Source organism: Bradyrhizobium sp. LMTR 3 (genome assembly GCF_001693485.1).
In the GTDB taxonomy this organism is placed as follows: Bacteria; Pseudomonadota; Alphaproteobacteria; order Rhizobiales; family Xanthobacteraceae; genus Bradyrhizobium.
In genome coordinates, this window is sequence record NZ_MAXC01000043.1 from 63,555 (window position 1) to 88,091 (window position 24,537).

Sequence of the window (24,537 nt, forward strand, 5' to 3'; positions counted from 1 at the left end):
TTTGTTAACGTGAACAAGCGCGCCGGGTTCCGTGCCACGGAACCGAGCCCGCTTGGAAAATCGCAGCCATTTCAAGGAATCCTCGTAATACTACGCGGCTCTCACTCGATAAGTCTTTACCGTTTCCCCCCCAAATGACCCACGACGCCTCGGGGGAGCATCATGTTGAACCGTCTGACCGTATCCGCGCTGCTGAAAGCCGTCATCCTCGTCACCTCATTCTGCGTGGTGGTCGGATTTTCGCTTAGTGCCTGGGACTCCTGGGGCCGCTTGCAGGTGGCGAGCCGCATTGCGGTCATCGCCGACGCCTCCGCAAACATGTTCAAGGCGATGCACAATCTGCGCACCGATCGCTCCACGACCAACCGGCTCTTGAATTCCGATGCGCCGATGGACGCCGATATCGAGAAGTATCTGCGCAACATCCGCGACACCGAAATGCCGGCGATGGGCAATGCGCTCGGCCTGCTCGGCGGCCTGGAGTTCGCGCAGCACCAGACGCTGGTCCCCGAGTTCGACCGCCTCTACAAGACGATGACCACGCTGCAGAAGGAGTTCTGGGAAGCCGTGGCCAAGCCGAAGGCCGCGCGCCGCCCCGAACTGGCCAAGGAATACTTTGCTGCCGCCAGCGCGATGCTGGAGACGCTGGAGAAGCTGTCCGGGGCGCTGGGTGCGGCCGTCAATCACCAGGACGCGACCATCGACCAGTTGCTGGCGATCAAGCAGATCGCCTGGCTGTTGCGCAACACCGCCGGCGAAGCCTCGCTGATCGTCTCGAACGGGCTCAATACCGGCAAGGTGGCGCCTGAGATGAGGCTCGCCTATACGAAATACAGCGGCGGCATCGACGCCGCCTGGAGCGCGCTGGAATTGACCGCCGCGGGGATGCAGTTGCCCCCGGCGATCTCGAGCGCCATGGCTGCAACCAAAACCGCCTATTTCGAGCCGCAATATCTCGCTCTGCGCGACCGGCTGCTGACGCAGGTTGCGGCCGGCGAGAAGTCGGAACTGACCGCCAACCAGTGGACCCCGGTCACGGTCGGGCGTCTCGCTGCCGCCGTCGCCGTCGCCGAGGCCGCGCTCGACGCCGCCAAGGATCACGCCGCGCACCTGCGCTCCACCGCCCAACGCTCGCTGACGATGCAGCTCGCATTGCTGACCGGCGCGCTGGCGCTGGCGTTCGGCGCCATGGCGATCGTTACCCGCCGCGTCATCAAGCCGCTGCACGCCATGCGCGACGCCATGCTGAAAGTCGCAGCCGGCGACCTCGGCGTCGATACCGGCCATGCGGCGCGCCAAGACGAAATCGGCGCGCTGGCCGGCGCGCTGGAGACGTTCAAGCAGCAGGCCGCCGACAAGGCGCGGATCGAAGCGCAGGAGCGCGACCGCAACGCCGGCGCGATGGCGCGGCAGCAGGCGATCGAGAGCTATGTCGGCGAGTTCGAGGGCATGGTGCGCGAGACGCTCACCCAGCTCGGCGATGCTTCCGGCCAGATGCGGACCACCTCGACCGGCCTCTCGACGATTTCGCGCCAGACCAACGAGCGCGTCCAGGTCGCCGAGAAGGCCTCCGGCGACGCCTCGATGAGCGTCGAGACAGTCGCTGCGGCTTCCGAAGAGCTCAGCGCCTCGATCAACGACATCAGCCAGCAGGCGGCGCACGCCGCCAGCATCGCCAGCCGCGCGGTCGGCCAGGCGCGCAATACCGACGGCACCGTTCAGGGGCTGGCGCAATCGGCAGGGCGGATCGGCGAAGTCGTCGGCCTGATCAATACCATTGCCGCGCAGACCAATCTCTTGGCACTCAACGCCACCATCGAGGCCGCGCGCGCCGGCGAGGCAGGCCGCGGCTTCGCGGTGGTCGCCTCCGAGGTCAAATCGCTGGCGAGCCAGACTGCGAAGGCGACCGAGGAGATTTCCGAGCAGATCTCGGACATCCAGCGCGTTGCCGGCGAGGCCATCGACGCCATCAAGGGCATCGGCAGCATCATCGGCGAGGTCAACGAGGTCGCGACCGCGATTGCCGCCGCCGTGCAGCAACAGGGTGCCGCGACGCAGGAGATCACGCGCAGCACCCAGTTTGCCGCGCAGGGCACCAAGAACGTGTCCGACAACATCACTGGCGTGAAGGCCGATGCCGACGCAGCAGCAGCCGCCGCCGAGGACGTCAAGCAGGCTTCCCAGACGCTGGAGACGCAGAGCCAGCAGCTCGGCAATCAGGTCACCGCGTTCCTCGGCAAGATCCGCGCGGCTTAGCTGGTTACTCTCCCGCGGGGTCGAGACGAGCGAAGCTCGCTCTCCGGTCGACGCGCTCGCCAGAGCGTGGCGGGTGGGAGAAGTCCCTCCGCGAACTCTAAGCATCCGTTATGCGGAGGCACCCCCACCCCGGCCCTCCCCCGCAAGCGGGAGAGGGAGTGGCCGAGCCTCTCAATCCCGCGCCACCACCGGCACGCGCCCATACTTGGCGCGGACCTTGCCGGAGGCGGGTGAGAGGTTCAGTTCGGCGCCGCGCCTGTCGCCCCTGCGGCCCGCGACCAATAGCCCGTTCTCGCCGGCGACGATGTCGCCCTTGCGCAGTGTCGGGTCGTCCTCGATTTTGACCAGCGCCAGCCCGACCTGGTCCTTGCCGTTGCAGGTGCAGCCGCTGACGAGTTCGTTGCGATAGCGGAACGCGTTCGGCAATTCCGAATAGGCTTTTCCGTTTTCGGCGGCCGCGTCGTCGATGCTGCTGCCATAGAACAATTTGGTCTCGCTTGCCGGGCAGAAGCTGTTGCAGGAGGCTGCGCGGCTGGCATTGTCGGATCCGCTGACCGGGAAATAGCGTCCATCGCAGGTCCGCACGCAATAGGCCTGGCCGCCGCCGTAACGGGTGCGCCCCTCGCCGCGCGGCACATACACCTGGCCGTCGTCATTGGGAAACGGCATCTGGAGAGTGGGCTGATGGCGCGGGCGGGCGAATCCGCCGAATAGTTGCGAGAAGAAGTCCTGCGCCTGCGCGGCAGGCGCCAACGCCGACGCGCAGGCCAGCGCGGCTGCTCCCCATGCCGCCAGTTTTCCCGATCGCATCAACGCTCTCCTCTCACGCAATACCAGGCATCAATTCAGTTCAGCTCCGGCGGCGTCAGGTTCATCGCCTGGCGGCCCGAAGGCGCGGCGGCGACCGGGCGCGAATGCGCCGCGGCCGGACGCGCCGTGATGCCGGTCCTGGAGTCCCCGCCGCGCGCCATGACGGGCGCGTTCTTCCGCAGCACCACGACCTTGGTGCCGACATCGACGCGGTTGAACAGATCGATGACGTCCTCATTGACCAGGCGGATGCAGCCGGACGAGACGAATTTCCCGATCGTCGAAGGATCGTTGGTGCCGTGAATGCGGTACTGGCTGGTGCCGAGATACATCGCCCGCGCGCCGAGCGGATTGCCGGGACCACCGGCCATGAAGCGCGGCAGATAGGGCTGGCGCGCGATCATCTGGCTGGGTGGATGCCAATCCGGCCATTCCGCCTTGCGGCTGATGGTCTGCACCCCGGACCAGGTAAAGCCTTCGCGACCGACGCCGACGCCGTACCTGACGGCGCGGCCCTGGCCGAGCACGTAATAGAGCGTGGTGTTGCCGGTATCGATGACGATGGTGCCCGGCGCCTCGGTCGTGCCGAAGGGGACGACGGCGCGTCGAAGCCGTTCGGGCGTCGCGCCCTCGTCGGAGGCAATCACCTCATCGGCGGGATAGCCATTCGGTGGGGTGGACGCGTAGCCGAGCGTCTGCGCGTTCGCAGCGCTCAAGAGTGCCGAGGGCGTCAGCAAGACGGCGGCGACGAGAACAAACGCGCTCGCCACGCGCGACGAAGGCCGGCGATCGGAGGACTGTGTCATGGGACCTGCCCCGTGGGATTGCGCATCGCTGGATGCCCTGCTCCAACAAACGCCGCCGCGAGCCGGCGGTTCCGAACCGCCGATGTCGCGTCGCATCACGTCAAGTGCGACACCGCTCACGCCTGCGCGATTGGAACTCGCACCTTGGCGTCACGTTATGATCGCAGTCCGGTTCGCGACGTCGCTTTGCCGTGTCACCGCCGCTTCGGGCGAGGGAAAACCATTGTGAGCGTCATTCCCACCAAGCCTTCGCCCGCCAAGCCTTTGGCCGCCAAATCTCCGCCGACAAAGCCGTTGCCCGGTGAACGCCAGCTTTCCCACGAGCAGGAAGGCACGCCGGTCCCCGAGAGCAAGCTCGATTTGCCGCCGGTCATCCGTCGCACGGAAGTAGTTGCGATCTGCCTCGTGGGCCTTCTGATCATCTGCATCATCACCGGCCTCTATCTCGCCAAGGCGTTCCTTCTGCCGATCACGATGGCCTTTATCGTCGGGACTATGCTTTCCCCGGCCGCCGGCCTCCTGGAGCGTTACCGCATTCCGCGCGCGGTCGCCGCGGTGCTGATCGTGGCTGCCACCAGCGCCGCCACCGCTTTCATGGTCGGCCTGATCGCCTCGCCCGCGATCGAATGGAGCAGCAAGCTTCCGGAGCTGGGAGCGCTTTTGAAGGACAAGCTGCGCGTGTTCGACCGGCCGCTCGTGCTGTGGCAGGAGTTGCAGAGCATGCTCGGCGGGCCCGATACGCTGACGACGTTGCATCTGCCCAAGGTCGACTGGGTGCAGCCTACATTGGAATTCCTGTCGCCGACCTTTGCCGAATTCCTGCTGTTCATCGCGACGTTGCTCCTGTTCATCGCGAGCTGGCGGGACCTGCGCCGGGCCCTGATCCTGAATTTCGGCGAGCGGGCGTGGCGGCTGCGGACGCTGCGGATCCTCAACGAGATCGAGGAGCATCTCGGCAACTATCTGTTGCTGGTGACCATGATCAATGCCGGCGTCGGCATCGCCACCGGCCTGATCTGCGCGGTCACGGGCATGCCCAACCCGGCCAGTCTCGGCGCACTGGCGGCGATCCTGAACTTCATTCCGATCATCGGCCCGGTGGCGATGTTTGCCGTGCTGGTCGTGGTCGGCCTTGTCGCATTCCCGACCATCGGCGCCGGGTTGCTGGCGCCGGCCATGTTCGCCGTGATGACTTTTCTGGAAGGTCATTTCCTGACACCGACGATCGTCGGCCGCCGGCTGGCACTGAACGCGCTTGCAGTATTCCTGGCGGTGGCTTTCTGGACCTGGCTGTGGGGCCCGATGGGCGCGTTCCTGTCGTCGCCGCTTCTGATCGTCGCGCTGATCGTGAAGGAGCACTTGATGCCGCCGGCTTCGCCGCAACTGCCGGAGGACTAGGGCGAGGAACTTCCCATTCGGCGGAGCGTTTGTTCCGCGAATGAACTCAGTACCCGGGAGCTTTCGATGTCTGACGCCGCAATGAAGAATCTGACGGACAAAGCGACCTACGAGCGCCTGCAGAAGGATGTAACCGCTGTGAAAAACGATATCGCAGCCCTGACCGAGCAGATTACCGACGCGCTGGGCAGTTTTGCCGGCACCGCCGGCAAGCAGGCGCGGCATGGCTTCAGGCAGGCGCGCGCCAATGCGGAACAGGTGGTCGACGACGTGTCGGAGCGCGGCAGCGCGATGATGGACGCCGCCCAGGACGCCGCCTCTTCGATCGAGGAGACGCTGGAAGACGCCATCACGCAGCGTCCGCTGGCAACCGTCGCCCTAGCGCTGGGGATCGGCTTTCTGATCGGTGTGACGTGGCGTAGGTAGGTTTGGCGACGGATCGCGTGCGCTGGGCAGCCATGCCTTGCATCGCCTCTTGCATTCCCGTGGCGACGGAGCGCTGCGGCGTGTTTTGTTGACGCGGCTTTCAGATCGAGGCGTGGCCATGTTTCAGCGACTGATCGACGATTTCAAGGAATCGACCGGCACCGCGTTGCGACTGACTTCGCTGGCGGCAGCGGCGGCGATGGCATTGCTGGTCACGGCTGCGTTTCTGTGCGCCGCGGCCTTCGTGTTCGTGCTGGAGCGGTACGGTCCCGTACAGGCTTGCCTCACCGGGGCCGGCATCTTCTTCGTGGTCGCGCTGATCGCGGCCGGCTGGTACATGGTGCGCAAGAAGCAGATCGAGGAGCGCGCCAAGCAGGCAGCGAAGGCGCGATCCACCGCGCAGGCCGTGCTGTCCGATCCGGTGCTGGTCGCGACCGGCATCCAGGTGATCCGCGCCATCGGCGTCAAGAAGCTGATCCCGATTCTCGCAATCGGCGGACTGGCGCTTGGATTTCTCGCGAGCCGCGCCAACGCAAGCAGCGGCGAGAGCGAAGCGCCGGCGGAGTAGACGAGCCTCGCGTGTCGTGAGATAACGAAGTTGTTGTTCCGCGCGCATGCGCTCGCAATGACGGGGAGAGATAGCGACGCAACACTCGACTGTCGTCCCCGCCAACGGGTCGCGCGAATGCGCGCCGATGACAGGCTCCGGCGGGGATCCAGTACGCTGCGGCTTCTCGGTTCAATCACTGGCGTCTCTGGAATACTGGGTCGCCCGGTCAAGCCGGGCGATGACTACCGAGTATGAGGAGGCGATCTCGCGGCGCATTTCGCCCGAGGTATGCTCTCAACTTCCCGCCCTCTCCAAACTGAGGGCGCAGGGAAGACCGGGTGCGCGCCGCACCCGCGGTCTCGTGTGCCATTGCGCATAAAGAACACGCACACGAGCATACAGGTACAGCGGGAGCATCCCGGCCTTCCCTGCGCAATGGCTTTACGGCTTACTTCGTGCTCTTCCCGGAGAACGGCTCTTTTGCCTCCGTCATCGGCGGGACACTTCCCGCCAACTTAACGCCAGCACCGCGGCGCCCGAACCACACGACTTCACCGTACGCCTCCGGCGCGTACGTCTAGCGCGCCATCAGCGTCCATCGCATCTCACCGCGCGTTCGTGACGATCGCGAGCCGCCCCTCCATCGGGTGAGACGGCGGAGTTATGCCGATGATTTGCCCGTGATGTTAAGCGGAATATTTTTGATTCCCGGGCTTGACACGATTTCTGAAAATCAGAAGTGATTTGCCCGTCGTGCCAATTGGTCGCAACCGCGCATTGAAATTTCGCTTGGGCGCGAGGCAAATCAGTTTGCATTTCGTAGGGTGGGCAAAGCGCAAGCGTGCCCACCATCAATCACCGTGCTCGATGATAGATGGTGGGCACGGCGCTATCGCGCCTTTGCCCAACCTACAGATCTCGCTTGGCGGATACGATGCCTACGTCACGCAGCGGCCGGGCTGGAGCAGCTTTGCGACTTCGGTCAGCACGCTGACGGGCGGTTCGCAGGCGATCGTTGTCTTCGGTTTGCCGGGCTTGTTGTCGGGTTTGGCCGGCGGCGCCGGGCGGTTCCGCGCCTCCTCTTGAACCACGGGAACACGTACCACCACGGAAGTGTCCTCGAGGCCGACGGTCCGGATCGTAATCGTCTCGGTCTGGCCCGCCGCGGCTTTGACGGCCGCGCGGTCGGCCTTGGTGGCGCGGTTGATGTCTGCTCCGCGGTTGATGTCTGTTCCGGGTGAGGTCGCGGCGAGTTTCAGCCGGCTGGCGAGGTCGTGGCCGGAAGCGAGCTGAACGGCGCCAAACGTGGCGAAGACGGCAAGAAGGGCAAAAATTGCTTTGAAAATCTGTGACATGGCTCTGTGTCCCTCGCCCCATGGCGATCACGAACACAACCCGAACCGAGTAGCCGCAGGTCCGGTGCTTAGCGATCACTTAACCGTGTACGAAAAATATTTGCGGTCTCATGGAACGACTCCGGGGGCTCGGAGTCATCCCGGCAGCCGGTTATTCCCCCTGCCCCATTGACCGGCGACGTAGGGCGCGATCGTGGTGATGCCGATCGCGCCCTGCTTTTTTGTAACTACCGCCCCGCCGCCTTCATCTCCTCGCTCGGCTTCACATCCTGCGATCTGCTGTAAATGGCAACCGCCACGATCAGCACCAGCGTCAGCGTGCCGAACAGCGCGCGATAGGCGTCCTCCGTGCGTGCGCCACTGGCCAGCGGCTCGAACGCGCCGATGATGATGCCGGAGAGCGTCTGCATGCAGGCGACGCCGAGCATCACCGACGTGTTCATGGTGGAGATGCCGCGGCCGATCAGGCGGTCCGGAAAGATGCCGCGACCGTGCGTCATCACCATGGTGCTGGAGGCGGAGAAGAAGCCCATGGCGACGATGACGCCGACCGGCAGCCAGGTGGGCGGGTGGGAGAACAGCGCCAGAATCGCGAGCAGCAAGATGATCGCCGAGGTGCCGCCGATGGCGATCCATTTGCGGGTGTCGAGCCGGCGGTCGAGCGGGCCGAAGGCGAGCATGCCGGCCTGGTAGGCGATCACGGCGCAGAGCAGGACATTGCCGGCCGCGATCGGGCTCAGGCCATGCACCTCGCGCAGGAACGCGCCGCCCCACAGGCCCTGCACGGTGAAGGTGCAGGCATAGTTGCAGAAGTTCAGCGCCAGGATCGGCTTCAGGTGCGGATTGCGCAGCACCTCGATCAGGCCTTTGAGCATCTCGCCGGGCGGCTCCGCCTTGCGGCTCAGGAAGGGGTGGCCGGGCGGCGCGTCGCGCACCACCAGAAAGATCGCGACCGTGGCGAGCGCGGTGAAGACGACCACGGCGCCGAACACCGGACGCCAGCCGACCGCCTGCGATGCCCAGGCGAGCGGCGTGGTGGCGGCGAGGTTGCCGAGCAGGCCGATCGACAGCACGAGCGCGGTCAGCGTGGAGAAACGATCCGGCGGAAACCAGCGCGAGATCACCACCATGCTGCCGATCAGCATCACGCCGCAGCCGGCCCCCATCAGCGCGCGGCCGGTGAGCAGCACCGGCCAGCTCGGCGCCAGCGTGAACATCGCGCCGCCGATGCAGGCCACGATCAGCATGCCGACCACGGTATAGCGCGGCCCGAAACGGTCGAAGAAGAAGCCGCAAGGAATCTGCATCGCCGCGAAGCCGAAGAAGAACGCGCCGGTCAGAGCCCCCAGCGCTTCCGGCCCGATGGCAAGATCGCGCATCAGGTCGAGGCCGATGGTAACGTTGGAGGCGCGGAAAAAATGGCTGGCGACATAGGCGGTCGCCAATGTCGCAACGATGATGAGGCCCCGGCGGTGGGGGAAAGGCCGCTCGGCGGACTGCATCGGTGAAGGACGTTTCCGGTTGTTTTTCTTGTGGCTGCGAGCCTATGCGGGCACGGAACGCAGTTCAACCAGCAATCGATCCGATTGGTGGCCTCCATGTCAGTGCGCGCATGGCTCTTGCCCACAAAAAAATCCGGCGCGCTGGTGGCGCGCCGGATAGTCCGACCAGCTTTTCACATCGAAGCTGGTGGCCCTAGCCAGGGGGAGGTGCCTGGCCGAGAACACGGTAACGCCGGCGGTCGCCGGTCCCAACGTGTGGAATTCCAGGATCGGCGGCGTGTCAGGAGAAGCAATCATACCGCCGGCCTCACAAGCCGGACGTGAACTGCTTCACAGACCGCGTGCACAAAAATACAGGCCGTGCAGCGGGCACGCGGAATCCATTCCAACTCTACGCAACAGCAACTCGAACCAGTCCGCAGCCCGCGGTTCAACCGACCAATCGGAAATCATTCCGCAATGCCCCCGCCATTGATCGCTCCGCGCGTCGCGAACGACGGCAATTGCTGGCGGGTCTCGCGCAGTACCGGCCGCTCGGACGGGGCGCGCCCGAGCGCGGCCTTCAATTCCGCAAGGTCGATGAAGGCATCGGCCTGACGCCGCAGTTCGTCAGCCACCATCGGCGGCTGACTGGTCAGGGTCGAGACGACGGTAACGTGCACGCCGCGGCGCTGCACCGCCTCCAGCAGCGGGCGAAAATCCCCATCGCCGGAGAACAGAAACATCCTGTCGATACGCTCGGCGAGTTCCATCGCATTGACGGCAAGCTCGATATGCATGCTGCCCTTCACCTTGCGGCGGCCGCCGGCGTCGGTGAATTCCTTGGTGAGCTTGGTGACGACGGTGTAGCCGTTGTAATCGAGCCAATCGACAAGGGGACGGATGGATGTATATTCCTGATCCTCGATAATGGTCGTGTAGTAGAACGCGCGCAATAACGCGCCACGGCCCTGGAACTCCTTGAGCAGACGCCGGTAGTCGATATCGAAACCGAGTGTCCTGGCGGTCGCATATAGATTGGCGCCATCGATAAAGAGCGCGATTCTGTCGGACGGCATCATCAGACACTGGCCTCTCATTCAAGGGGACGCCGATCGAGCGAGCATTGCCTAAAGGCCCGCACGCTGCTGCTAGGTACCAAAGCTGACCGAGGTGACGAGGCAGGTGGCGCCGACGATCGGGAGGAACAATCGCGCGCTGCGCCAGTAGTTCAGTCGATATGCATCCTGCCTCGACGCGCCAACGTTAAGGTGCGTGCGCGCCAAGCTCAATTGTACCGAGGTAAGCCGCCGGTATCGAAACGGATGGACCGGCTATACGAAGGTTTATGACTTAGCTCCGCGGCGACGCCGCGGACGATGCAGTTTCATCCGAACTGCGTCAGCCGCGCCTGGCGCCCGCGACATAGCCGGCGGTAACTTCGCCCTTGTGCGCGGCGAAGGCTGCGAGGACCTCACCCTTCTCCCGCTTGGGCACCTTGAAGATGCTCAGCGTCCGCCCGAGTTCGGCTGCCACCTCGTCGAATTCTGCGGGCGAGATCCGCAAGTTCCGGTGGGCCTCTTCAAGGCCGACCGGCGTCTTGCCGGGCTTGGTCGCGGTGAACTGGAACGGGCCGCCCGCAACGTTGCAGACCCAGAGCGTCCGCATGAATTTGAGACCGGGCAGCCTTTGCAGGTTCTTGGTGTGCCATTGCCGCAGTTGCGGGTTTTTGGATTTTTGGCCGACGATGGGATTCTTCACGATGGCGTCGCTGAAATGATCGACGACGGCTGCGATGGCGAAAACGCCGCCCAGCCGCTCATATAGACTTTTCTCCGACGTTGCGTCCTTGGCCTGCGCGTGGGCGTTGTCGGCCGTTACCAAAGCCGCCGGCACGGCGGTGAGCGCCAGCGCTGCGACCACGCTGCGTCTGGAAATGGAAGTCGAACGAGCTCGTGCCATTGGTTACCTCCATGGTGCGGGTACGAAAGGCATTACCGTCCGGGCGCCTGGCGCGCTGAACCAGCTCGGTATCGTCCGGTGCCCATGGGTCGAGGCCCGTTGCGGCATCGGCGCTCTCGTCGCCGTGTCACTTGGATGGAGCTGAAAGAAAAACGTTCCTGATAAAATCGGGCTGGACGTGAATTTTCGTGAGCTCCGCGAACGTCCTCAGCCCGCTCGGCCGCGGCGATAGCGCGAGCGAGCGCATTTCATCCGGCTCGCATTACGTGGCCTTCCGCCACCCTTGCAGAACAGCTTTCACAGCTTTCCACGCCGGCGCGACGACAAATCCGACGACCGGAATCGATGCGGCGCCGATCAGCAATCCGATGACACCGGAGATGGCGGCCTCAACCACCCATTCGAGAATCGCGGCGGCGGGCGGCATCGCGTGCGCCGCAGCCTCCTCCGCCGCCTTGACGGCGTGTTCGATCGCGGGCGGGCCGTAGACCTCGAGGCCATGCAGGATGATGCCGCCACCCACCCAGATCATGGCGGCGGTGCCGATCACGCTGAGGAGTTTCAGCAGCACGGGCATGCCCCGCACGAGGCCGCGGCCGAGCGCACGGCCGACGAGCGAAGCACGATCGCTGGTCGCAAGCGCTAAGCCAACGTCGTCGGCTTTCACGATCAGGGCGACCACGCCGTACACGGCGACGGTGATTCCGATCGCCACGACCGCCAACACGAGCGCCTGCTTCCAAAGGCTCCCGGCCGGTAGCGCCGCCAGCGTGATCGCCATGATCTCGGCCGAGAGGATGAAGTCGGTCTTAACGGCGCTTGCGACCTTCTCGTCTTCGACTGACTGAGGGTTCAACGCCACCGTGCCGAGCTGGGCCTCATGCTGGTGTGCCTGATGGGGCATGACCGCTTCGAGCACTTTCTCCACCCCTTCGTAGCAGAGATAGGCTCCGCCCAGCATCAGCAGCGGCGTAATCGTCCAGGGAAGGAAGTAGCTCAGCACCAAGGCGGCTGGCAGCAGGATCAACAGCTTGTTGCGCAGCGATCCCGCGGCGATCCTGCCCACAATGGGAAGCTCGCGCTTCGGCTCGAACCCGATCACGTAGCCGGGCGTAACCGCGGTATCGTCGATCACGACGCCTGCGGCCTTTGCGCCTGCCCTGGCGGCCTGGCTGGCGACATCATCGAGGGAGGCTGCAGCTACCTTCGCGATACCAGCGACATCGTCGAGAAGGCCGATCAGCCCGATACTCATCGAATTTTAGCCCCCAACCGTTCGCAGATTCGTAGCAGACAAGCTGCGGTATGTGACACGACGAGAAAAATCCGGCGCGCAGTGGGGCGCGCCGGATGCATTCTTACTCACTCAAGAAGATCTAGATCAACCGGTGGCTGCTCGCGGGGTGCGATTGCGCGAGTTGCGCTGGAAGAACAGCGCCTGGCTCGCGACCGCCGAAACCATTGCGGGCTGGAACGGCTTTGAGATCAGGAACGCGGGCTCGGGGCGTTCGCCGGTCAGGAAGCGCTCGGGGTAAGCGGTGATGAACACCACCGGCACCTCGAACGCGCGCAGCAATTCGTTGACCGCATCCAGGCCCGACGAGCCGTCGGCGAGCTGGATGTCGGCGAGGATCAGGCCGGGCTTCTTATTTTTGGCCAGCGCGACCGCGTCGGCATGGGTGCGGGCGACGCCGATGACGTTGTGACCGAGGTTCTTCACGAGGCTCTCGAGGTCCATCGCGATGAAGGTCTCGTCCTCGATGATGAGAACGTCGGTGGCGATCTCGGCCGCCATTTCGCGGCCGGCGGTATCCGTCAACTGCCGGGTCTCGGCGATGTCGGTATTGAGGATGAACGCCACCTCTTCCTCGGAGAAGCCTTCGAGCGACAGCAACAGGAACGCCTGCCGCGGCAGCGGCGTGATGTTCGACAGCCGCCGCTCCGGCGGCAGCGCCAACGTCGCGACATCAGGATTGTCGTTGAGCGAGACCGAATTCCAGATCTGGGTGAACAGCTTGAACAGCCCGGCGCGCGGGCCGTACCGTTCATCCAGCAGCGAGGCATCCTGCAGCAGGGCCTCCAGCATGGCGGCCACATAGGCATCGCCCGAGGCCTGGTTTCCGGTGAGCGCACGGGCATAGCGCCGCAACAGCGGCAGATGTTCAGCAACGAGCTGTGATCGGGACATCCCCATTATCCTTGTCTTGGGCCGTATCGTTGGCCGTTACTTAGGGTCGCATCTGGGCGAACGTAACCTCGCGCGCCGCGTCCGGCGCCAAATTAAAAGTTTCTTAAGCCTCGATTCGGGGGGACCCGGTTCCCCTGTCACCCCGACTACTCGCGGAAGGCAAAAAAGTTCCAGAAAAAGTTCCCAGATTTCGGAACCATCCGCAGATATTCGCATTAGCCTTTGACCTATAACGCGGCGGCCTAGGCCCAATTTCGAGGTAACCTCTTGAAACCACAGAGAATTAACTCTCGGGGAAGCGTGGATCAGACCATGAAGGAAGCAAAAAAGCAGGGCGGGCTCAATGCCGAGATTCAATCGAGGATCGGCCACCAGCTCCGTGCCATGTACGACGATGTGGTCCGACAGGGCGTGCCGGACCGCTTTGCGGAGCTGATCCGGAAGCTCGATGGGCCGGAAGCGGCGGCGGCCCAAATCGACAACAAAGAAGACGGGAGGGACTAATGCCTCTCACAGACTCTCTTCGCGACGACATTTTGGCGTCGGTACCAAGCCTGCGCGCGTTCGCGATCTCGCTCTCGGGCAATGGCGACCGTGCGGACGACCTCGTACAGGAAACGTTGCTGCGCGCCATTGCCAACATTGACTCGTTCCAGCCCGGCTCGAACCTGCCGGCCTGGTTGTTCACCATCCTGCGCAACCTGTTTCGCTCGGACTATCGCAAGCGGCGGCGCGAGGTGGAGGACGCCGAGGGCAATTACGCGAAAACTTTGAAGACCCAGCCGTCGCAAAACGCGCATCTGGAGTTCGAGGAGTTTCGCACAGCGCTCGACAAGCTGCCGCAGGACCAGCGCGAAGCGTTGATCCTGGTCGGCGCCTCCGGCTTCTCCTACGAGGACGCCGCCGCCATCTGCGGCTGCGCGGTCGGCACCATCAAGAGCCGCGTCAACCGCGCGCGCTCGAAACTCTCCGCGTTGCTCTATGTCGAGGGCGCCGAGGATTTCGGACCTGACGAGACGGTGCGCGCCGTGATCGGCGGCAACGGCGGCTGATGACGCGATCGAGACGACACGGAAAGGCGGCCCGAGCGGGCCGCCTCTTTTGACGCTGTCATAACCTGGACGTGATGGCCTTCGTTGTCGTCCCTGCGAACGCAGGGACCCATACGCCGCGGCCGGCGGAAGTAGCACAAGGCAAGACGGCTTGTCTGACCATTCACAGCGGTGGTTATGGGTCCCTGCGTTCGCAGGAACGACAGAGCGACGGAGCGTGGCCTACTTTGCCGGCCGTACCGGCGCGGAAATCTCGCCCGTGCGGTCGCGCTCAGTCATGTCGACCACCGTGGCCATCGGCGCGAGGAGTTCGTAGACATAGCTGACATCGGTGAAGTAGCGTTTTGCAGTGCCGCCGAGCGCTTCGGGGGCGACGCGGTCGAGCAGGATGAGGCCGAAATCGCTATCTTCGCGCCGTGTTGCCGCGCTGGTGTTGAACTCTTCCCAGCGAAAATGAAAGATCGTGTCGGGCTCCTCGCCCGAGACTTCCCAGTTCGCGACGATATGCGGATGCTTGCCGACCAGCGACAGGCCCTCGTCGGAGTGCGAGGCCAGCTCGAAAAACAAAAGCGAGAGCGACTGCGCGGCGCGCGCGCTGACGGCGATATCCGGGCCGTTGACGACGATGCGGTCGGCATGCGGAATCGCTCGCGACTCGAACAGGCCCTTGAGCTTGACGCCCTGCCACTGGCTTTCGCTGAGCAGCGTCACCACGTTCGACATCGCATGGATGCGGCCAATCAACAGCTCGCGTGCCACATCCATGTCGGAGCCGTGACGCAGCGTCCGCGTCACGATCGACTGGATCACGGCGAGGATGTTCTTGACCCGGTGGTTGAGCTCGTCGATGACGGCGGTCAAGCGCCGCTCGAAACCGATCCGCACCTGGATCTCGCGGCTGAGCCGCAGATTGTTGTAGGCGACATAGCCGAACAGCCCGCAGACGATGCCGGTGAGCGCCAGCCCAATGGCCGCCACGACGATCGCGGTCTGCTGCGCACGCTGCGCGGCGTTGTTCTTGGCGTAATAGGCGAGCGACCAGTCGCGGCCGCCGAACGTCACCGTCCGCACCACCGACGGCAGCGGATCGCCCTGCCTCACCGCCCGCAGGGTGACGACGCCCTGGTCGTTGGCGACATATTCGTCGTTGGCGTCATCAGGGTCCTTCAGCACCACCGAGAACAGCGAGCGGTCGTCATCGGTCAGCATCAGCGGCGCCAGCTCGTAGGAAAAGGTAACGAAACCGGCCGGCTCCGAGCCGCCGTCCTGCAGAATCGGAGACGCCAGCACGAGGCCGATCGGCCCGTTCTGGCGCAACAGCGGGATCGGGTCCGATGCTAGCGGCTTGCCGGTTGCCGCCGCCTGCGCCAGCATCGGCCCGATCACCGAGTGCCGGTCGTAGGCGCGGCCGGGAAAGCCGAGCGTGTCCGGACTGCGCGGCTCGAGATCCATCAGCACGTCGATCGGCTTGTTGATGGTCCGTAGATCCAGCGGCTTGTCGTCGAAATCCCTGATCGTCGGATTGGTGAAGCCGGCGCCCTTCAGCTCCGCCTGCGCAGCCGCCAGATCGCCCGGCTTGAGACGCGCGATCCAGAACGCGCTCACAAAATCGGTCTTGAAGGCATAGATCGCCGAGCGCAGCGGCTGCAGCATGTTGGCCTTCACTACTGAGGGTGAGCGAAACAAGCCGGATGCAACGCGTGCGAGCAATTCGCGCTCGGTCAGCCGGTCCTGCACCAGGCTGGCATGAACGTCGATGGCTCGCGACAGCGCGATGCCGTCGATCGCCAGTTCCTGCTCGTGGACGCGATAGGCTGCGAGACCGGAGAGCAAAACTCCGATCAGGGCGATAAAGCCGATAATGAAGCCCAGCCGAACCACTCGCTTACTCAGGAATGACGTGTTGGCGAAGACGTATTGGAAGCATTTCGAGGTCTGCCGGGGCAGAGACACGTGGCAGTAGCGCGAAGGCCAAGCGCGGCGAATATGACGGAGCGATCATCAGCACGCAACTGACAGCTTGGCAGCGGGCAAACAACGGCAGCCGTTAACGCTGATTTGGCGGCGCCAGAAGTTGATAATCTGACAGCGTCGATTTGGTTCCAGCGCGGACGGACAAATCCGAGGGCTGCGGCGGCGGACCGAGCATTAATGTTAATAGGCCGCTCACCTGCCGCTGGCCTGACCGCGCGTTCGGCCGCCTGTTCATCCGGGCCCGGCGGGGCCGGCTACCCCCGGGCCTACCGGGCCTTCGCGGCCGGGCGCAGGCCGCCCTTGGTCTCGATGAAGCCGATGATGCGATCGAGCCCCTCGCTCTTCTTCAAATTGGTCATCACGAACGGCCGCTCGCCGCGCATCCGCTTGGCGTCCGTCTCCATCTTCTCCAGTGACGCGCCGACATGAGGCGCCAGGTCGATCTTGTTGATGACGAGCAGGTCCGAGCGGGTGATGCCGGGGCCGCCCTTGGAGGGAATCTTGTCGCCGGCGGCGACGTCGATCACGTAGATCGTGAGATCGGCGAGTTCGGGGGAAAACGTTGCGGCGAGATTGTCGCCGCCGGATTCGATCAGCACCAGATCGAGATCGGGAAATTTCGCGCGCATGTCGGCGACCGCCGCGAGATTCATCGATGCATCCTCGCGGATCGCGGTGTGCGGGCAGCCACCGGTCTCGACGCCGGCGATGCGGTCCGGCGTCAGCGAGCCCGAGCGCACCAGGAATTCGGCGTCCCATTTGGTGTAGATGTCGTTGGTGATGGCGGCGATATCGTAGCGCTCGCGCATCGACTTGCAGAGCAGGTCCATCAGCGCGGTCTTGCCGGAGCCGACAGGACCGCCGACGCCGATCCGAAGCGGGCCGTGAGAAGTTGCCATGTTAATGCTCTCTACGTTGTCGTCCCTGCGAACGCAGGGACCCATAGCCGCTGAATTTAATCTTGACCGACGGCGGCTGCATCCGGGCCTTCATGGTTCGAGACGGCGCTTTGCGCCTCCTCACCATGAGGGGAAACAAGCAACGTTTGGCCGACACCGATCTTTCTCCCCTCATGGTGAGGAGACCCGCGCAGCGGGTCGTCTCGAACCATGCAGGCCCCCAACGCATCGGCATAGAGTTCATGACCTAAACAGCCGCGTGTATTGCGTCTCGTGGCGGAGACTGGCGAGATCGGCGCGGAAGGTGGCGCTGCCGAGATCGTCCAGCGAGGCGGCGAGCGCGCGCTTCGCCGTTGCAGCGACATCAGTTTCCAGGCTCGCGAGAATGCGCTGGCTGTCGGTTTGCCCGAGCGGCACGAGGCGCGCGCCGGCGGAAATCCAGTTCGACACCACGGCATGCAGGAAGGCATGCATTGCCGGCGCAAGCGGAACGGCATGGGCGGCGCTGACGACACCAACCGCGACGGGATAAACGATCGCGCTGCCGCTCGCAGCCACCATGCTGTCGAACCCGTCGCAGGCCCAGGCGGCGCGCGCGATATCGATGAAGGCGCGGCCCTGCGTCGAGGTCTCGAGCTGACGCTCGCGGGAGGGCACGAAGGCAGCGGCGAGTTCGGCAATCTCGCGCAACGCCGTGACGTCCTGCACGGACGCGGCGCGATAGGCCTGCGCCAGAAACACGGCGTCGCAGAAACCGGAGCCGTCAACCAGCATCGTGGCCAGCCAGTCGCGCAGCGATGCGGCGTCGGTGATATCGCCCGCCTCCACCGCCCATTCGATGCCGCTGGAGTAGGAGAATGCACCGACCGGGAAGGACGGCGACAGCCAGGTCATCAGCCGGTACAGCGCCGCTGACTCCTCCCCATTCATTCCGCTGCTCGCATCGGCAGGCGCCGGCTCACTTGTGGTCGTGAGCATGGGAGTGATCGTGGTGGTGATGATCGTGGTCGCAATGTTCGTCGTGGTGGTGATGATCATGGCCGTGGCCATGGTGGTGCGCGGCATGATCATGCGAAGCCTGCGCATAGGCGCCGCCTTCGGGATCGAACGGCGCCTCGATCTCGATGATGCGCGCACCCAGCCCCTTCACCATCGCCTCGATGACGTGATCGCGGCGGATGCGCAGGCCCTTCGGCATGATCTGGGTCGGCAAATGGCGGTTGCCGAGATGCCAGGCGATGCGGACCAGATGCAAGGGATCGACGCCCCTGATCTCGATCAGGGGCTCCGCGGCCGCGACCACCTCGATCAGCCTGCCGTCCTCCAGCACCAGCGCGTCACCGCCGCGCAGCGCCACCGCATTCTCCAGGTCGAGCAGGAATTCCAGCCCGCGCGTTCCCGTCATCGCCATCCGCCGCCGGTGCCGGTCGTCGAAATCGAGCACGACGGTGTCGGCGGCTGCTTGCGTCCAGCGATGCTGGCCCAGGACTTTGGTCGCGCGGATCATAAGGGCACGCTTGGTACAGATGCGAGGTCGGTGGCTTCATCCTTCGAGACGGCGCTTCGCGCCTCCTCAGGATGAGGTCTGAGACCCTCATGGTGAGGAGCGCGGCAACGCCGCGCGTCTCGAACCACGAGGCCGTGACTCCACCCAAGCACCTAAAACTTCTCCACCTTGCCGTCGCTGATGATCTCGATCACCGTCGGCGCCGTCTTCATTTGCGAGGAATATTCCCGCCACATCTTCATGTGAGGCGCACGGCCATGTGCATTGAGGTCGTCGCGGGTCTCCCAGCGCTCCACCACCACATATAGATTTGGATCGTTCACGCTGACATGGCCCTCGTAGGAGATGCAGCCTTTCTCCTTCCGCGTTTCGGCGATGCAGGCCTTGTGCCCCTTGATGAAGTCGTCCTTGTTTTCCGGCTTCATCGGCGTGGTGGCGATGACGTAGATCATAGGTTTGTTCCCGTTTTTTCTTGATTAGCGGACGTCGATCTTTTCGGGCGTAATCACTTCGATCTTTGGTGGCGCCGACATGCATTTCACGGCGACGCGACCGAACGTCTTCATGTGCTCGGCGCCACGATGCGGCACCAGCGCCTCGGCATTTTCCCACTGCTCGACGAACACCATTTTTGAGGGATCGGTGACGCTCTCATGCAGGTCATAGGCGATGTTGCCCGGCTCTTTGCGGGTTTCCTTGATGCAGGCAGCGGCGGCGGCAATGAAATCGGCGCGCGTTTCGGGCTTGATGGTCAGCGTGGCAACGACGTAGATCACTCGATCCTCCCGGAATCTTGTTCTGGCTATGGTTCCGGGAGGGACCTTAGAACATGAAATACCTCTGCGCCATGGGCAGGACCTCCGCCGGCGCGCATGTCAGAAGCTCGCCGTCTGCGCGCACCTCATAGGTCTCGGCATCGACCTCGATCTTGGGCGTCGCGCCGTTATGGATCATGCTCTTCTTGGAGATGCCGCCGCGGGTGTTTTTCACCGGGTAGAGCGTCTTGGCTATGCCAAGCTTGCGCGCCAGCCCGCCGGTAATCGCGGCCTTCGAGGTGAACACCACTGAAGATGCGGTCAGCGACTTGCCGAAGGCGGCGAACATCGGCTGGTAGTGCACCGGCTGCGGCGTCGGGATCGAGGCGTTCGGATCGCCCATCGGTGCCGCCACGATCGAGCCGCCCTTGATGATGCAATCCGGTTTCACGCCGAAGAACGCCGGCGACCACAGCACGAGATCGGCGAGCTTGCCCTTCTCCACCGAGCCGATCAGTTTCGACACGCCATGCGCGATCGCGGGGTTGATGGTGTATTTTGAAATGTAGCGCTTGACGCGGAAATTGTCGTTGTCGTTACCCTTGTCCTCGGGCAGCGAACCGCGCTGCTTCTTCATCTTGTCGGCGGTCTGCCAGGTCCGGATGATGACTTCGCCGAGCCGGCCCATCGCCTGCGAATCCGACGACATCATCGAGAGCGCGCCGAGATCGTGCAGGATATCTTCGGCTGCGATGGTCTCTTTGCGGATACGGCTTTCGGCAAACGCGAGATCTTCCGCAATCGACGGATCGAGATGGTGGCACACCATCAGCATGTCCAAATGCTCGTCGATCGTGTTGCGCGTGAACGGGCGCGTCGGGTTGGTCGAGGACGGCAGCACATTCTTCAGCCCTGCGATCTTGATGATGTCAGGCGCATGGCCGCCGCCGGCGCCTTCGGTGTGGAAGGCGTGGATGGTGCGGCCCTTGAAGGCTTTTACCGTGTCCTCGACGAAGCCGGATTCGTTCAGCGTGTCCGAATGCAGCATCACCTGGACGTCGTAATCGTCGGCGACGGCGAGACAGTTGTCGATCGCGGCCGGCGTGGTGCCCCAATCCTCGTGCAGCTTCAGCGCGCAGGCGCCGGCCTTGACCATCTCGACCAGTGCAGCGGGGCGCGCGGCATTGCCCTTGCCTGATATGCCGAGATTGACCGGGAAGGCGTCGAACGACTGGATCATGCGGCCCATGTGCCAGGGGCCGGGCGTGCAAGTGGTCGCAAACGTGCCGTGCGAGGGCCCAGTGCCGCCGCCGAGCATCGAGGTGACGCCACTCATCAACGCATGCTCGATCTGCTGCGGGCAGATGAAATGGATGTGGCTGTCGAACCCACCGGCGGTGAGAATTTTTCCTTCGCCGGCGATGACGTCGGTGCCGGGGCCGATAATGATGGTGACACCGGGCTGGATATCGGGATTGCCGGCCTTGCCGATCGCTGCGATCATCCCCTCTTTGATCGCGACGTCGGCCTTCACGATGCCCCAGTGATCGACGATCAGCGCATTGGTGATGACGGTATCGGCAGCGCCCTGCCGGTTCGTCACCTGCGACTGCCCCATGCCATCGCGGATCACCTTGCCGCCGCCGAACTTCACCTCCTCGCCATAGGTGGTGAAGTCCTTTTCTACCTCGATGATGAGATCGGTGTCGGCGAGCCGCACTCTGTCGCCGGTGGTCGGCCCGAACATGTCGGCATAGACGCTACGTTTGATTTTTACGGACATATCGGACTCCGGCTTTCAGATCTGATCGGCGGTTTCATTACTGGCGTCATGACTCGTGGTCACCCCTCTCCCCAACCCTCCCCCGCAAGGGGGGAGGGAGCCCTACCCGCGTGCTCACCTCACAATGCGTCACGGCGCTGCCCTCGATCACACGCTTACAGCTTGCCCTGCACGTCACCGCGAAAACCGTAGATGGTGCGTTTGCCAGCAAGCGCGACGAGTTGGACGTCGCGGGTCTGGCCCGGCTCGAACCGCACCGCGGTGCCGGCGGCGATGTCGAGGCGCATGCCGCGGGATTTCTTGCGGTCGAATTTCAGTGCGGGGTTGGTTTCGAAGAAATGGTAGTGCGAGCCGACCTGGATCGGGCGGTCGCCAGTATTGGCGACGGTGAGCGTCACCGTCTTGCGGCCGGCGTTGAGTTCGATCTCGCCGTCCTTGATGAAGCGTTCGCCGGGGATCATGTACCCTCCTCTGTCATTCCGGGGCGATGCGTAGCATCGAACCCGGAATCTCGAAATGATTAACCTCTGGATTCCGGGTTCACGCTTCGCGTGCCCCGGAATGACGAATAACTATCTGATCGGCTCATGCACGGTGACGAGTTTTGTCCCATCTGGAAACGTCGCTTCCACCTGGATGTCGTGGATCATCTCCGCAATCCCGTCCATGCATTGGGCGCGGGTGATGACCTGCGCGCCGGCCTGCATCAGCTCGGCAACGGTGCGGCCGTCGCGGGCGCCTTCGACGATGAAGTCGGAGATGATGGCGACCGCCTCGGGGTGGTTGAGCTTGACGCCGCGCTCCAGCCTGCGGCGCGCCACCATGGCCGCCATCGAGATCAAGAGCTTGTCCTTTTCGCGGGGGGAGAGATTCATGCGAGCACTCTGGTGGATGAAAAACCTAATTGAGCCACAGCGGTTAATTGAGCCAAAGTCTTGGCAGCGCCACGCCGCTGGCGCGGCCGAGCACCGTCATCATATCGGCGCGCAGCCGGGCCGCATCTTGGGCACAGAAGCGCGTCATTGCAAATCCATTCCAGCAGGAGATGCCGACCTCGCCGCCGAACGCTTCCGAGGCTGCGCGGATACGCTCCACGACTGCCTCATCGCCGGGCACGATCAGCGCGGTGCCGATGGCGACGCCGCCCTTGGCCACGGCTGGCCGCGCCAGCTTTGCGCCGATGTCGCCGTCGAGCCGGATGGTCTCCGCAAACACCAGCTTGCCGCCGCGGCGCAGACGCCAGCGGTCGACGAACTCGCCGTGAAGCATCCGTTCGCCCATCGCGGCTCGGCCGAACACCACGATTTCGCAGAGCAGAAGCGATGCGTCTTCGGCCAGGTCGATGTCGATGCGGCGGATAATCCGGGCACGGTCAAACAGGATGGTCTCCTGCGGCAGCCAGGCAAGATGCGCGCCCGCTTCCGCTTTCAGTCCGATGCCGAGTTGCGCGGCGGGACCGGGGGCGCGATAGACCTTTTCGGCCGCTGCCGTTGTCAGCGTCAGCCGGGTGCGCTCGCCTGCCCTGATGTCGATGTCGAAACGGTCGCCGCCGGCAATACCGCCGGCGGTGTTGACGAACACGCCCGACAAGCCCTCTGTTTCAGGCGAGGGAAAGCGCACGCGCAGCGAGCCGGATTCATGCAAGTCCCCGCGGCGGGTGACGCCATCCTGCAGATGCACGCCGAACCTGACCGCGCCCTGGGCCCGGTTGGCAGCAAACGTTGCTGAAGCCGTGCGCGTGATATCGGTCCGCATCCGTCCCCCCAAACGGTGTATGCCGCGCTCGAAAACGTTACAGCGCCATCTGGCGGCTGATCTCCGCGGGATCGAGATTGGCGCGGTCGCAAGCATATTTCACCGCGCCGCGGTCCATGACCGCGAAATTGTCGCCGAGCTCGCAGGCAAAGTCGAGATATTGTTCGACGAGCACGATCGCGATGTTGCCGAGGCTGCGCAGGTAAGAGATCGCGCGGCCGATGTCCTTGATGATCGAGGGCTGGATACCCTCGGTCGGCTCGTCCAAGAGCAACAGTTTCGGCCGCATCACCAAAGCACGGCCGATCGCGAGCTGTTGCTGTTGCCCACCGGAGAGGTCGCCGCCGCGCCGCCCCAGCATCGTATTCAGTACCGGGAACAGTGAAAACACGTCGTCGGGGATATGGCGATCCTCGCGCTTGAGCGGCCCGAACCCGGTCTTGAGATTTTCCTCAACTGTGAGCAGCGGAAAAATTTCGCGGCCCTGCGGCACGAAGCCGATGCCGCGCCGGGCGCGTTCGTAAGGTTTCAGACCGGTGATATCGTGACCATCAAGCGCGATCGAGCCACTGGCGATCGGATACTGGCCGACCATCGCGCGCAGCAGCGAGGTCTTGCCGACGCCGTTGCGGCCCAGCACGCACGTCACCTTGCCGGGCTCGGCGGACAGCGAGACGCCGCGCAAGGCCTGTGCTGCGCCGTAGTAGAGATTGATGTTTTTCACGTCCAGCATCGTCAGCCTTTCGCGAATAGCGAATGGCGAGTAGCGAATAGTTAAAAGAAGGATTCCATTCGCTATTCGCTACTCGCCATTCGCCTATCTTCCCAAATACACTTCAATCACGCGCTCGTTCGACGAGACCTGATCGATGGTCCCCTCCGCCAGCACCGTGCCTTCGTGCAGGCAGGTGACCTTGACGCCGAGCTCGCGCACGAAGGTCATGTCGTGCTCGACGACCATGACGGTCTTTTCCTTGTTGATTTCCTTCAACAGCTCCGCGGTCTGATGCGTTTCGACATCGGTCATGCCCGCGACCGGTTCGTCGACCAGCAGCAGTTTTGGGTCCTGTGCCAGCAGCATGCCGATCTCCAGCCACTGCTTCTGGCCGTGTGACAGGCTGCCCGCAAGACGGTTGCGTGCATCGGTCAGGCGAATGGTTTCGAGCACGCGGTCGATCCGCTCGGATTCATCCCTGCTGCCGCGCCAGAACAGCGTGCCCTTGACGCTGTGATCGACATTGAGCGCCAGCAACAGATTATCCTCGATGGTCTGGCTCTCGAACACCGTCGGCTTCTGGAATTTGCGGCCGATGCCGAGTTCGGCGATGTGGGTCTCGTCCAGCCGCGTCAGGTCGGTCATGCCATCGAACAGCACCGTGCCTTCGTCCGGCTTGGTCTTGCCGGTGATGATGTCCATCATCGTGGTCTTGCCGGCGCCGTTCGGGCCGATGATGGCGCGCATCTCGCCTGGCTCGAGGGTAAGCGAGAGATTGTTGATGGCGTGAAAGCCGTCGAACGAGACATGGACGCCGTCGAGGTAGAGCAGCGCCGAAGTGGTCCTTCCCTCCATGACACTCATG

Annotated in this window: 26 protein-coding genes; 6 read left to right on the forward strand and 20 right to left on the reverse strand. The window is 63.9% G+C overall.

Annotated elements, in window-relative coordinates; translation table 11 throughout:
- Nucleotides 1–162: 162 nt before the first annotated feature.
- Complete coding sequence (locus tag LMTR3_RS23880; protein WP_065747456.1) at nt 163–2,256, forward strand: methyl-accepting chemotaxis protein; 2,094 nt, start codon at nt 163–165, stop codon at nt 2,254–2,256.
- Nucleotides 2,257–2,427: 171 nt separating this feature from the next.
- Here the strand turns inward: LMTR3_RS23880 and LMTR3_RS23885 are convergent, their stop codons facing one another.
- Nucleotides 2,428–3,066 carry a DUF2865 domain-containing protein gene (locus tag LMTR3_RS23885; protein ID WP_065747457.1) on the reverse strand — a complete coding sequence of 213 codons (639 nt, stop codon included), beginning with the start codon at nt 3,064–3,066 and terminating at the stop codon, nt 2,428–2,430.
- A 35-nt stretch (nt 3,067–3,101) separates the two neighbouring features.
- Nucleotides 3,102–3,872: a L,D-transpeptidase gene (locus tag LMTR3_RS23890; RefSeq protein ID WP_065747458.1), complete on the reverse strand. Its 771-nt coding sequence runs from the start codon at nt 3,870–3,872 to the stop codon at nt 3,102–3,104.
- Between the two features lie 294 nt (nt 3,873–4,166).
- On the opposite strand from LMTR3_RS23890, the gene LMTR3_RS23895 reads away from it, so the two are divergent.
- From LMTR3_RS23895 to LMTR3_RS23905, 3 genes are all read left to right on the forward strand, one after another.
- Complete coding sequence (locus LMTR3_RS23895; protein WP_141686804.1) at nt 4,167–5,270, forward strand: AI-2E family transporter; 1,104 nt, start codon at nt 4,167–4,169, stop codon at nt 5,268–5,270.
- Nucleotides 5,271–5,336: 66 nt separating this feature from the next.
- A complete protein-coding gene (locus LMTR3_RS23900) occupies nt 5,337–5,696 on the forward strand; it encodes an ElaB/YgaM/YqjD family protein (RefSeq protein ID WP_065747459.1) in 360 nt (119 codons plus the stop codon).
- A gap of 118 nt (nt 5,697–5,814) precedes the next feature.
- Nucleotides 5,815–6,264 (forward strand): hypothetical protein, encoded by a 450-nt coding sequence (locus LMTR3_RS23905; RefSeq protein WP_065747460.1) that lies wholly within the window; start codon nt 5,815–5,817, stop codon nt 6,262–6,264.
- A gap of 920 nt (nt 6,265–7,184) precedes the next feature.
- Here the strand turns inward: LMTR3_RS23905 and LMTR3_RS23910 are convergent.
- The 6 genes from LMTR3_RS23910 to LMTR3_RS23935 form a co-directional block, all read right to left on the reverse strand.
- Entirely contained in the window at nt 7,185–7,601 is a 417-nt protein-coding gene (locus tag LMTR3_RS23910) for a hypothetical protein (RefSeq protein WP_065747461.1), read from the reverse strand.
- 227 nt (nt 7,602–7,828) lie between these two features.
- Nucleotides 7,829–9,103: an MFS transporter gene (locus LMTR3_RS23915; protein WP_065747462.1), complete on the reverse strand. Its 1,275-nt coding sequence runs from the start codon at nt 9,101–9,103 to the stop codon at nt 7,829–7,831.
- 449 nt (nt 9,104–9,552) lie between these two features.
- Nucleotides 9,553–10,164, reverse strand: coding sequence for a LabA-like NYN domain-containing protein (locus LMTR3_RS23920; RefSeq protein ID WP_065747463.1), 612 nt, complete (start codon nt 10,162–10,164; stop codon nt 9,553–9,555).
- Nucleotides 10,165–10,483: 319 nt separating this feature from the next.
- Complete coding sequence (locus LMTR3_RS23925) at nt 10,484–11,044, reverse strand: group I truncated hemoglobin (protein WP_065747464.1); 561 nt, start codon at nt 11,042–11,044, stop codon at nt 10,484–10,486.
- Nucleotides 11,045–11,306: 262 nt separating this feature from the next.
- Entirely contained in the window at nt 11,307–12,299 is a 993-nt protein-coding gene (locus LMTR3_RS23930; protein WP_065747465.1) for a DUF808 domain-containing protein, read from the reverse strand.
- 126 nt (nt 12,300–12,425) lie between these two features.
- A complete protein-coding gene (locus LMTR3_RS23935) occupies nt 12,426–13,232 on the reverse strand; it encodes a response regulator (protein WP_065747466.1) in 807 nt (268 codons plus the stop codon).
- Nucleotides 13,233–13,544: 312 nt separating this feature from the next.
- Between LMTR3_RS23935 and LMTR3_RS23940 the strand changes: the two genes are divergently transcribed.
- On the forward strand, nt 13,545–13,736 hold the full coding sequence (locus LMTR3_RS23940; protein ID WP_065731733.1) for a NepR family anti-sigma factor: 192 nt from the start codon (nt 13,545–13,547) through the stop codon (nt 13,734–13,736).
- Nucleotides 13,736–14,284, forward strand: a complete 549-nt coding sequence (locus LMTR3_RS23945) for a sigma-70 family RNA polymerase sigma factor (RefSeq protein ID WP_028349310.1) — start codon at nt 13,736–13,738, stop codon at nt 14,282–14,284. The genes LMTR3_RS23940 and LMTR3_RS23945 overlap by 1 nt, the downstream gene beginning before the upstream one ends.
- A gap of 222 nt (nt 14,285–14,506) precedes the next feature.
- Here LMTR3_RS23945 and LMTR3_RS23950 read toward each other — a convergent pair whose 3' ends face one another.
- The 12 genes from LMTR3_RS23950 to urtD form a co-directional block, all read right to left on the reverse strand.
- The gene (locus LMTR3_RS23950; protein WP_065747467.1) at nt 14,507–16,165 is read right to left on the reverse strand and encodes a CHASE domain-containing protein; all 1,659 of its coding nucleotides are present in this window, start codon (nt 16,163–16,165) and stop codon (nt 14,507–14,509) included.
- 359 nt (nt 16,166–16,524) lie between these two features.
- A complete protein-coding gene (gene ureG / locus LMTR3_RS23955) occupies nt 16,525–17,157 on the reverse strand; it encodes an urease accessory protein UreG (protein WP_065747468.1) in 633 nt (210 codons plus the stop codon).
- Nucleotides 17,158–17,397: 240 nt separating this feature from the next.
- Nucleotides 17,398–18,135, reverse strand: coding sequence for an urease accessory protein UreF (locus LMTR3_RS23965; RefSeq protein WP_065747470.1), 738 nt, complete (start codon nt 18,133–18,135; stop codon nt 17,398–17,400).
- Nucleotides 18,116–18,664, reverse strand: a complete 549-nt coding sequence (locus LMTR3_RS23970) for an urease accessory protein UreE (protein ID WP_065747471.1) — start codon at nt 18,662–18,664, stop codon at nt 18,116–18,118. Before LMTR3_RS23970 ends, LMTR3_RS23965 begins: the two co-directional genes overlap by 20 nt.
- Before the next feature lie 152 nt (nt 18,665–18,816).
- Nucleotides 18,817–19,116, reverse strand: a complete 300-nt coding sequence (locus LMTR3_RS23975; RefSeq protein WP_065747472.1) for a putative quinol monooxygenase — start codon at nt 19,114–19,116, stop codon at nt 18,817–18,819.
- A 24-nt stretch (nt 19,117–19,140) separates the two neighbouring features.
- Nucleotides 19,141–19,440: a putative quinol monooxygenase gene (locus LMTR3_RS23980; RefSeq protein ID WP_065747473.1), complete on the reverse strand. Its 300-nt coding sequence runs from the start codon at nt 19,438–19,440 to the stop codon at nt 19,141–19,143.
- Between the two features lie 46 nt (nt 19,441–19,486).
- Nucleotides 19,487–21,202, reverse strand: coding sequence for an urease subunit alpha (gene ureC / locus LMTR3_RS23985; RefSeq protein ID WP_065747474.1), 1,716 nt, complete (start codon nt 21,200–21,202; stop codon nt 19,487–19,489).
- A 155-nt stretch (nt 21,203–21,357) separates the two neighbouring features.
- Nucleotides 21,358–21,663, reverse strand: a complete 306-nt coding sequence (locus tag LMTR3_RS23990) for an urease subunit beta (RefSeq protein ID WP_065747475.1) — start codon at nt 21,661–21,663, stop codon at nt 21,358–21,360.
- Nucleotides 21,664–21,774: 111 nt separating this feature from the next.
- Complete coding sequence (locus LMTR3_RS23995) at nt 21,775–22,077, reverse strand: urease subunit gamma (protein ID WP_065747476.1); 303 nt, start codon at nt 22,075–22,077, stop codon at nt 21,775–21,777.
- 43 nt (nt 22,078–22,120) lie between these two features.
- Nucleotides 22,121–22,957: an urease accessory protein UreD gene (locus LMTR3_RS24000; protein ID WP_065747477.1), complete on the reverse strand. Its 837-nt coding sequence runs from the start codon at nt 22,955–22,957 to the stop codon at nt 22,121–22,123.
- Nucleotides 22,958–22,994: 37 nt separating this feature from the next.
- The gene (gene urtE / locus LMTR3_RS24005) at nt 22,995–23,690 is read right to left on the reverse strand and encodes an urea ABC transporter ATP-binding subunit UrtE (RefSeq protein WP_057841055.1); all 696 of its coding nucleotides are present in this window, start codon (nt 23,688–23,690) and stop codon (nt 22,995–22,997) included.
- 84 nt (nt 23,691–23,774) lie between these two features.
- Complete coding sequence (urtD, locus tag LMTR3_RS24010) at nt 23,775–24,536, reverse strand: urea ABC transporter ATP-binding protein UrtD (protein WP_065747478.1); 762 nt, start codon at nt 24,534–24,536, stop codon at nt 23,775–23,777.
- Nucleotide 24,537: the final 1 nt, after the last annotated feature.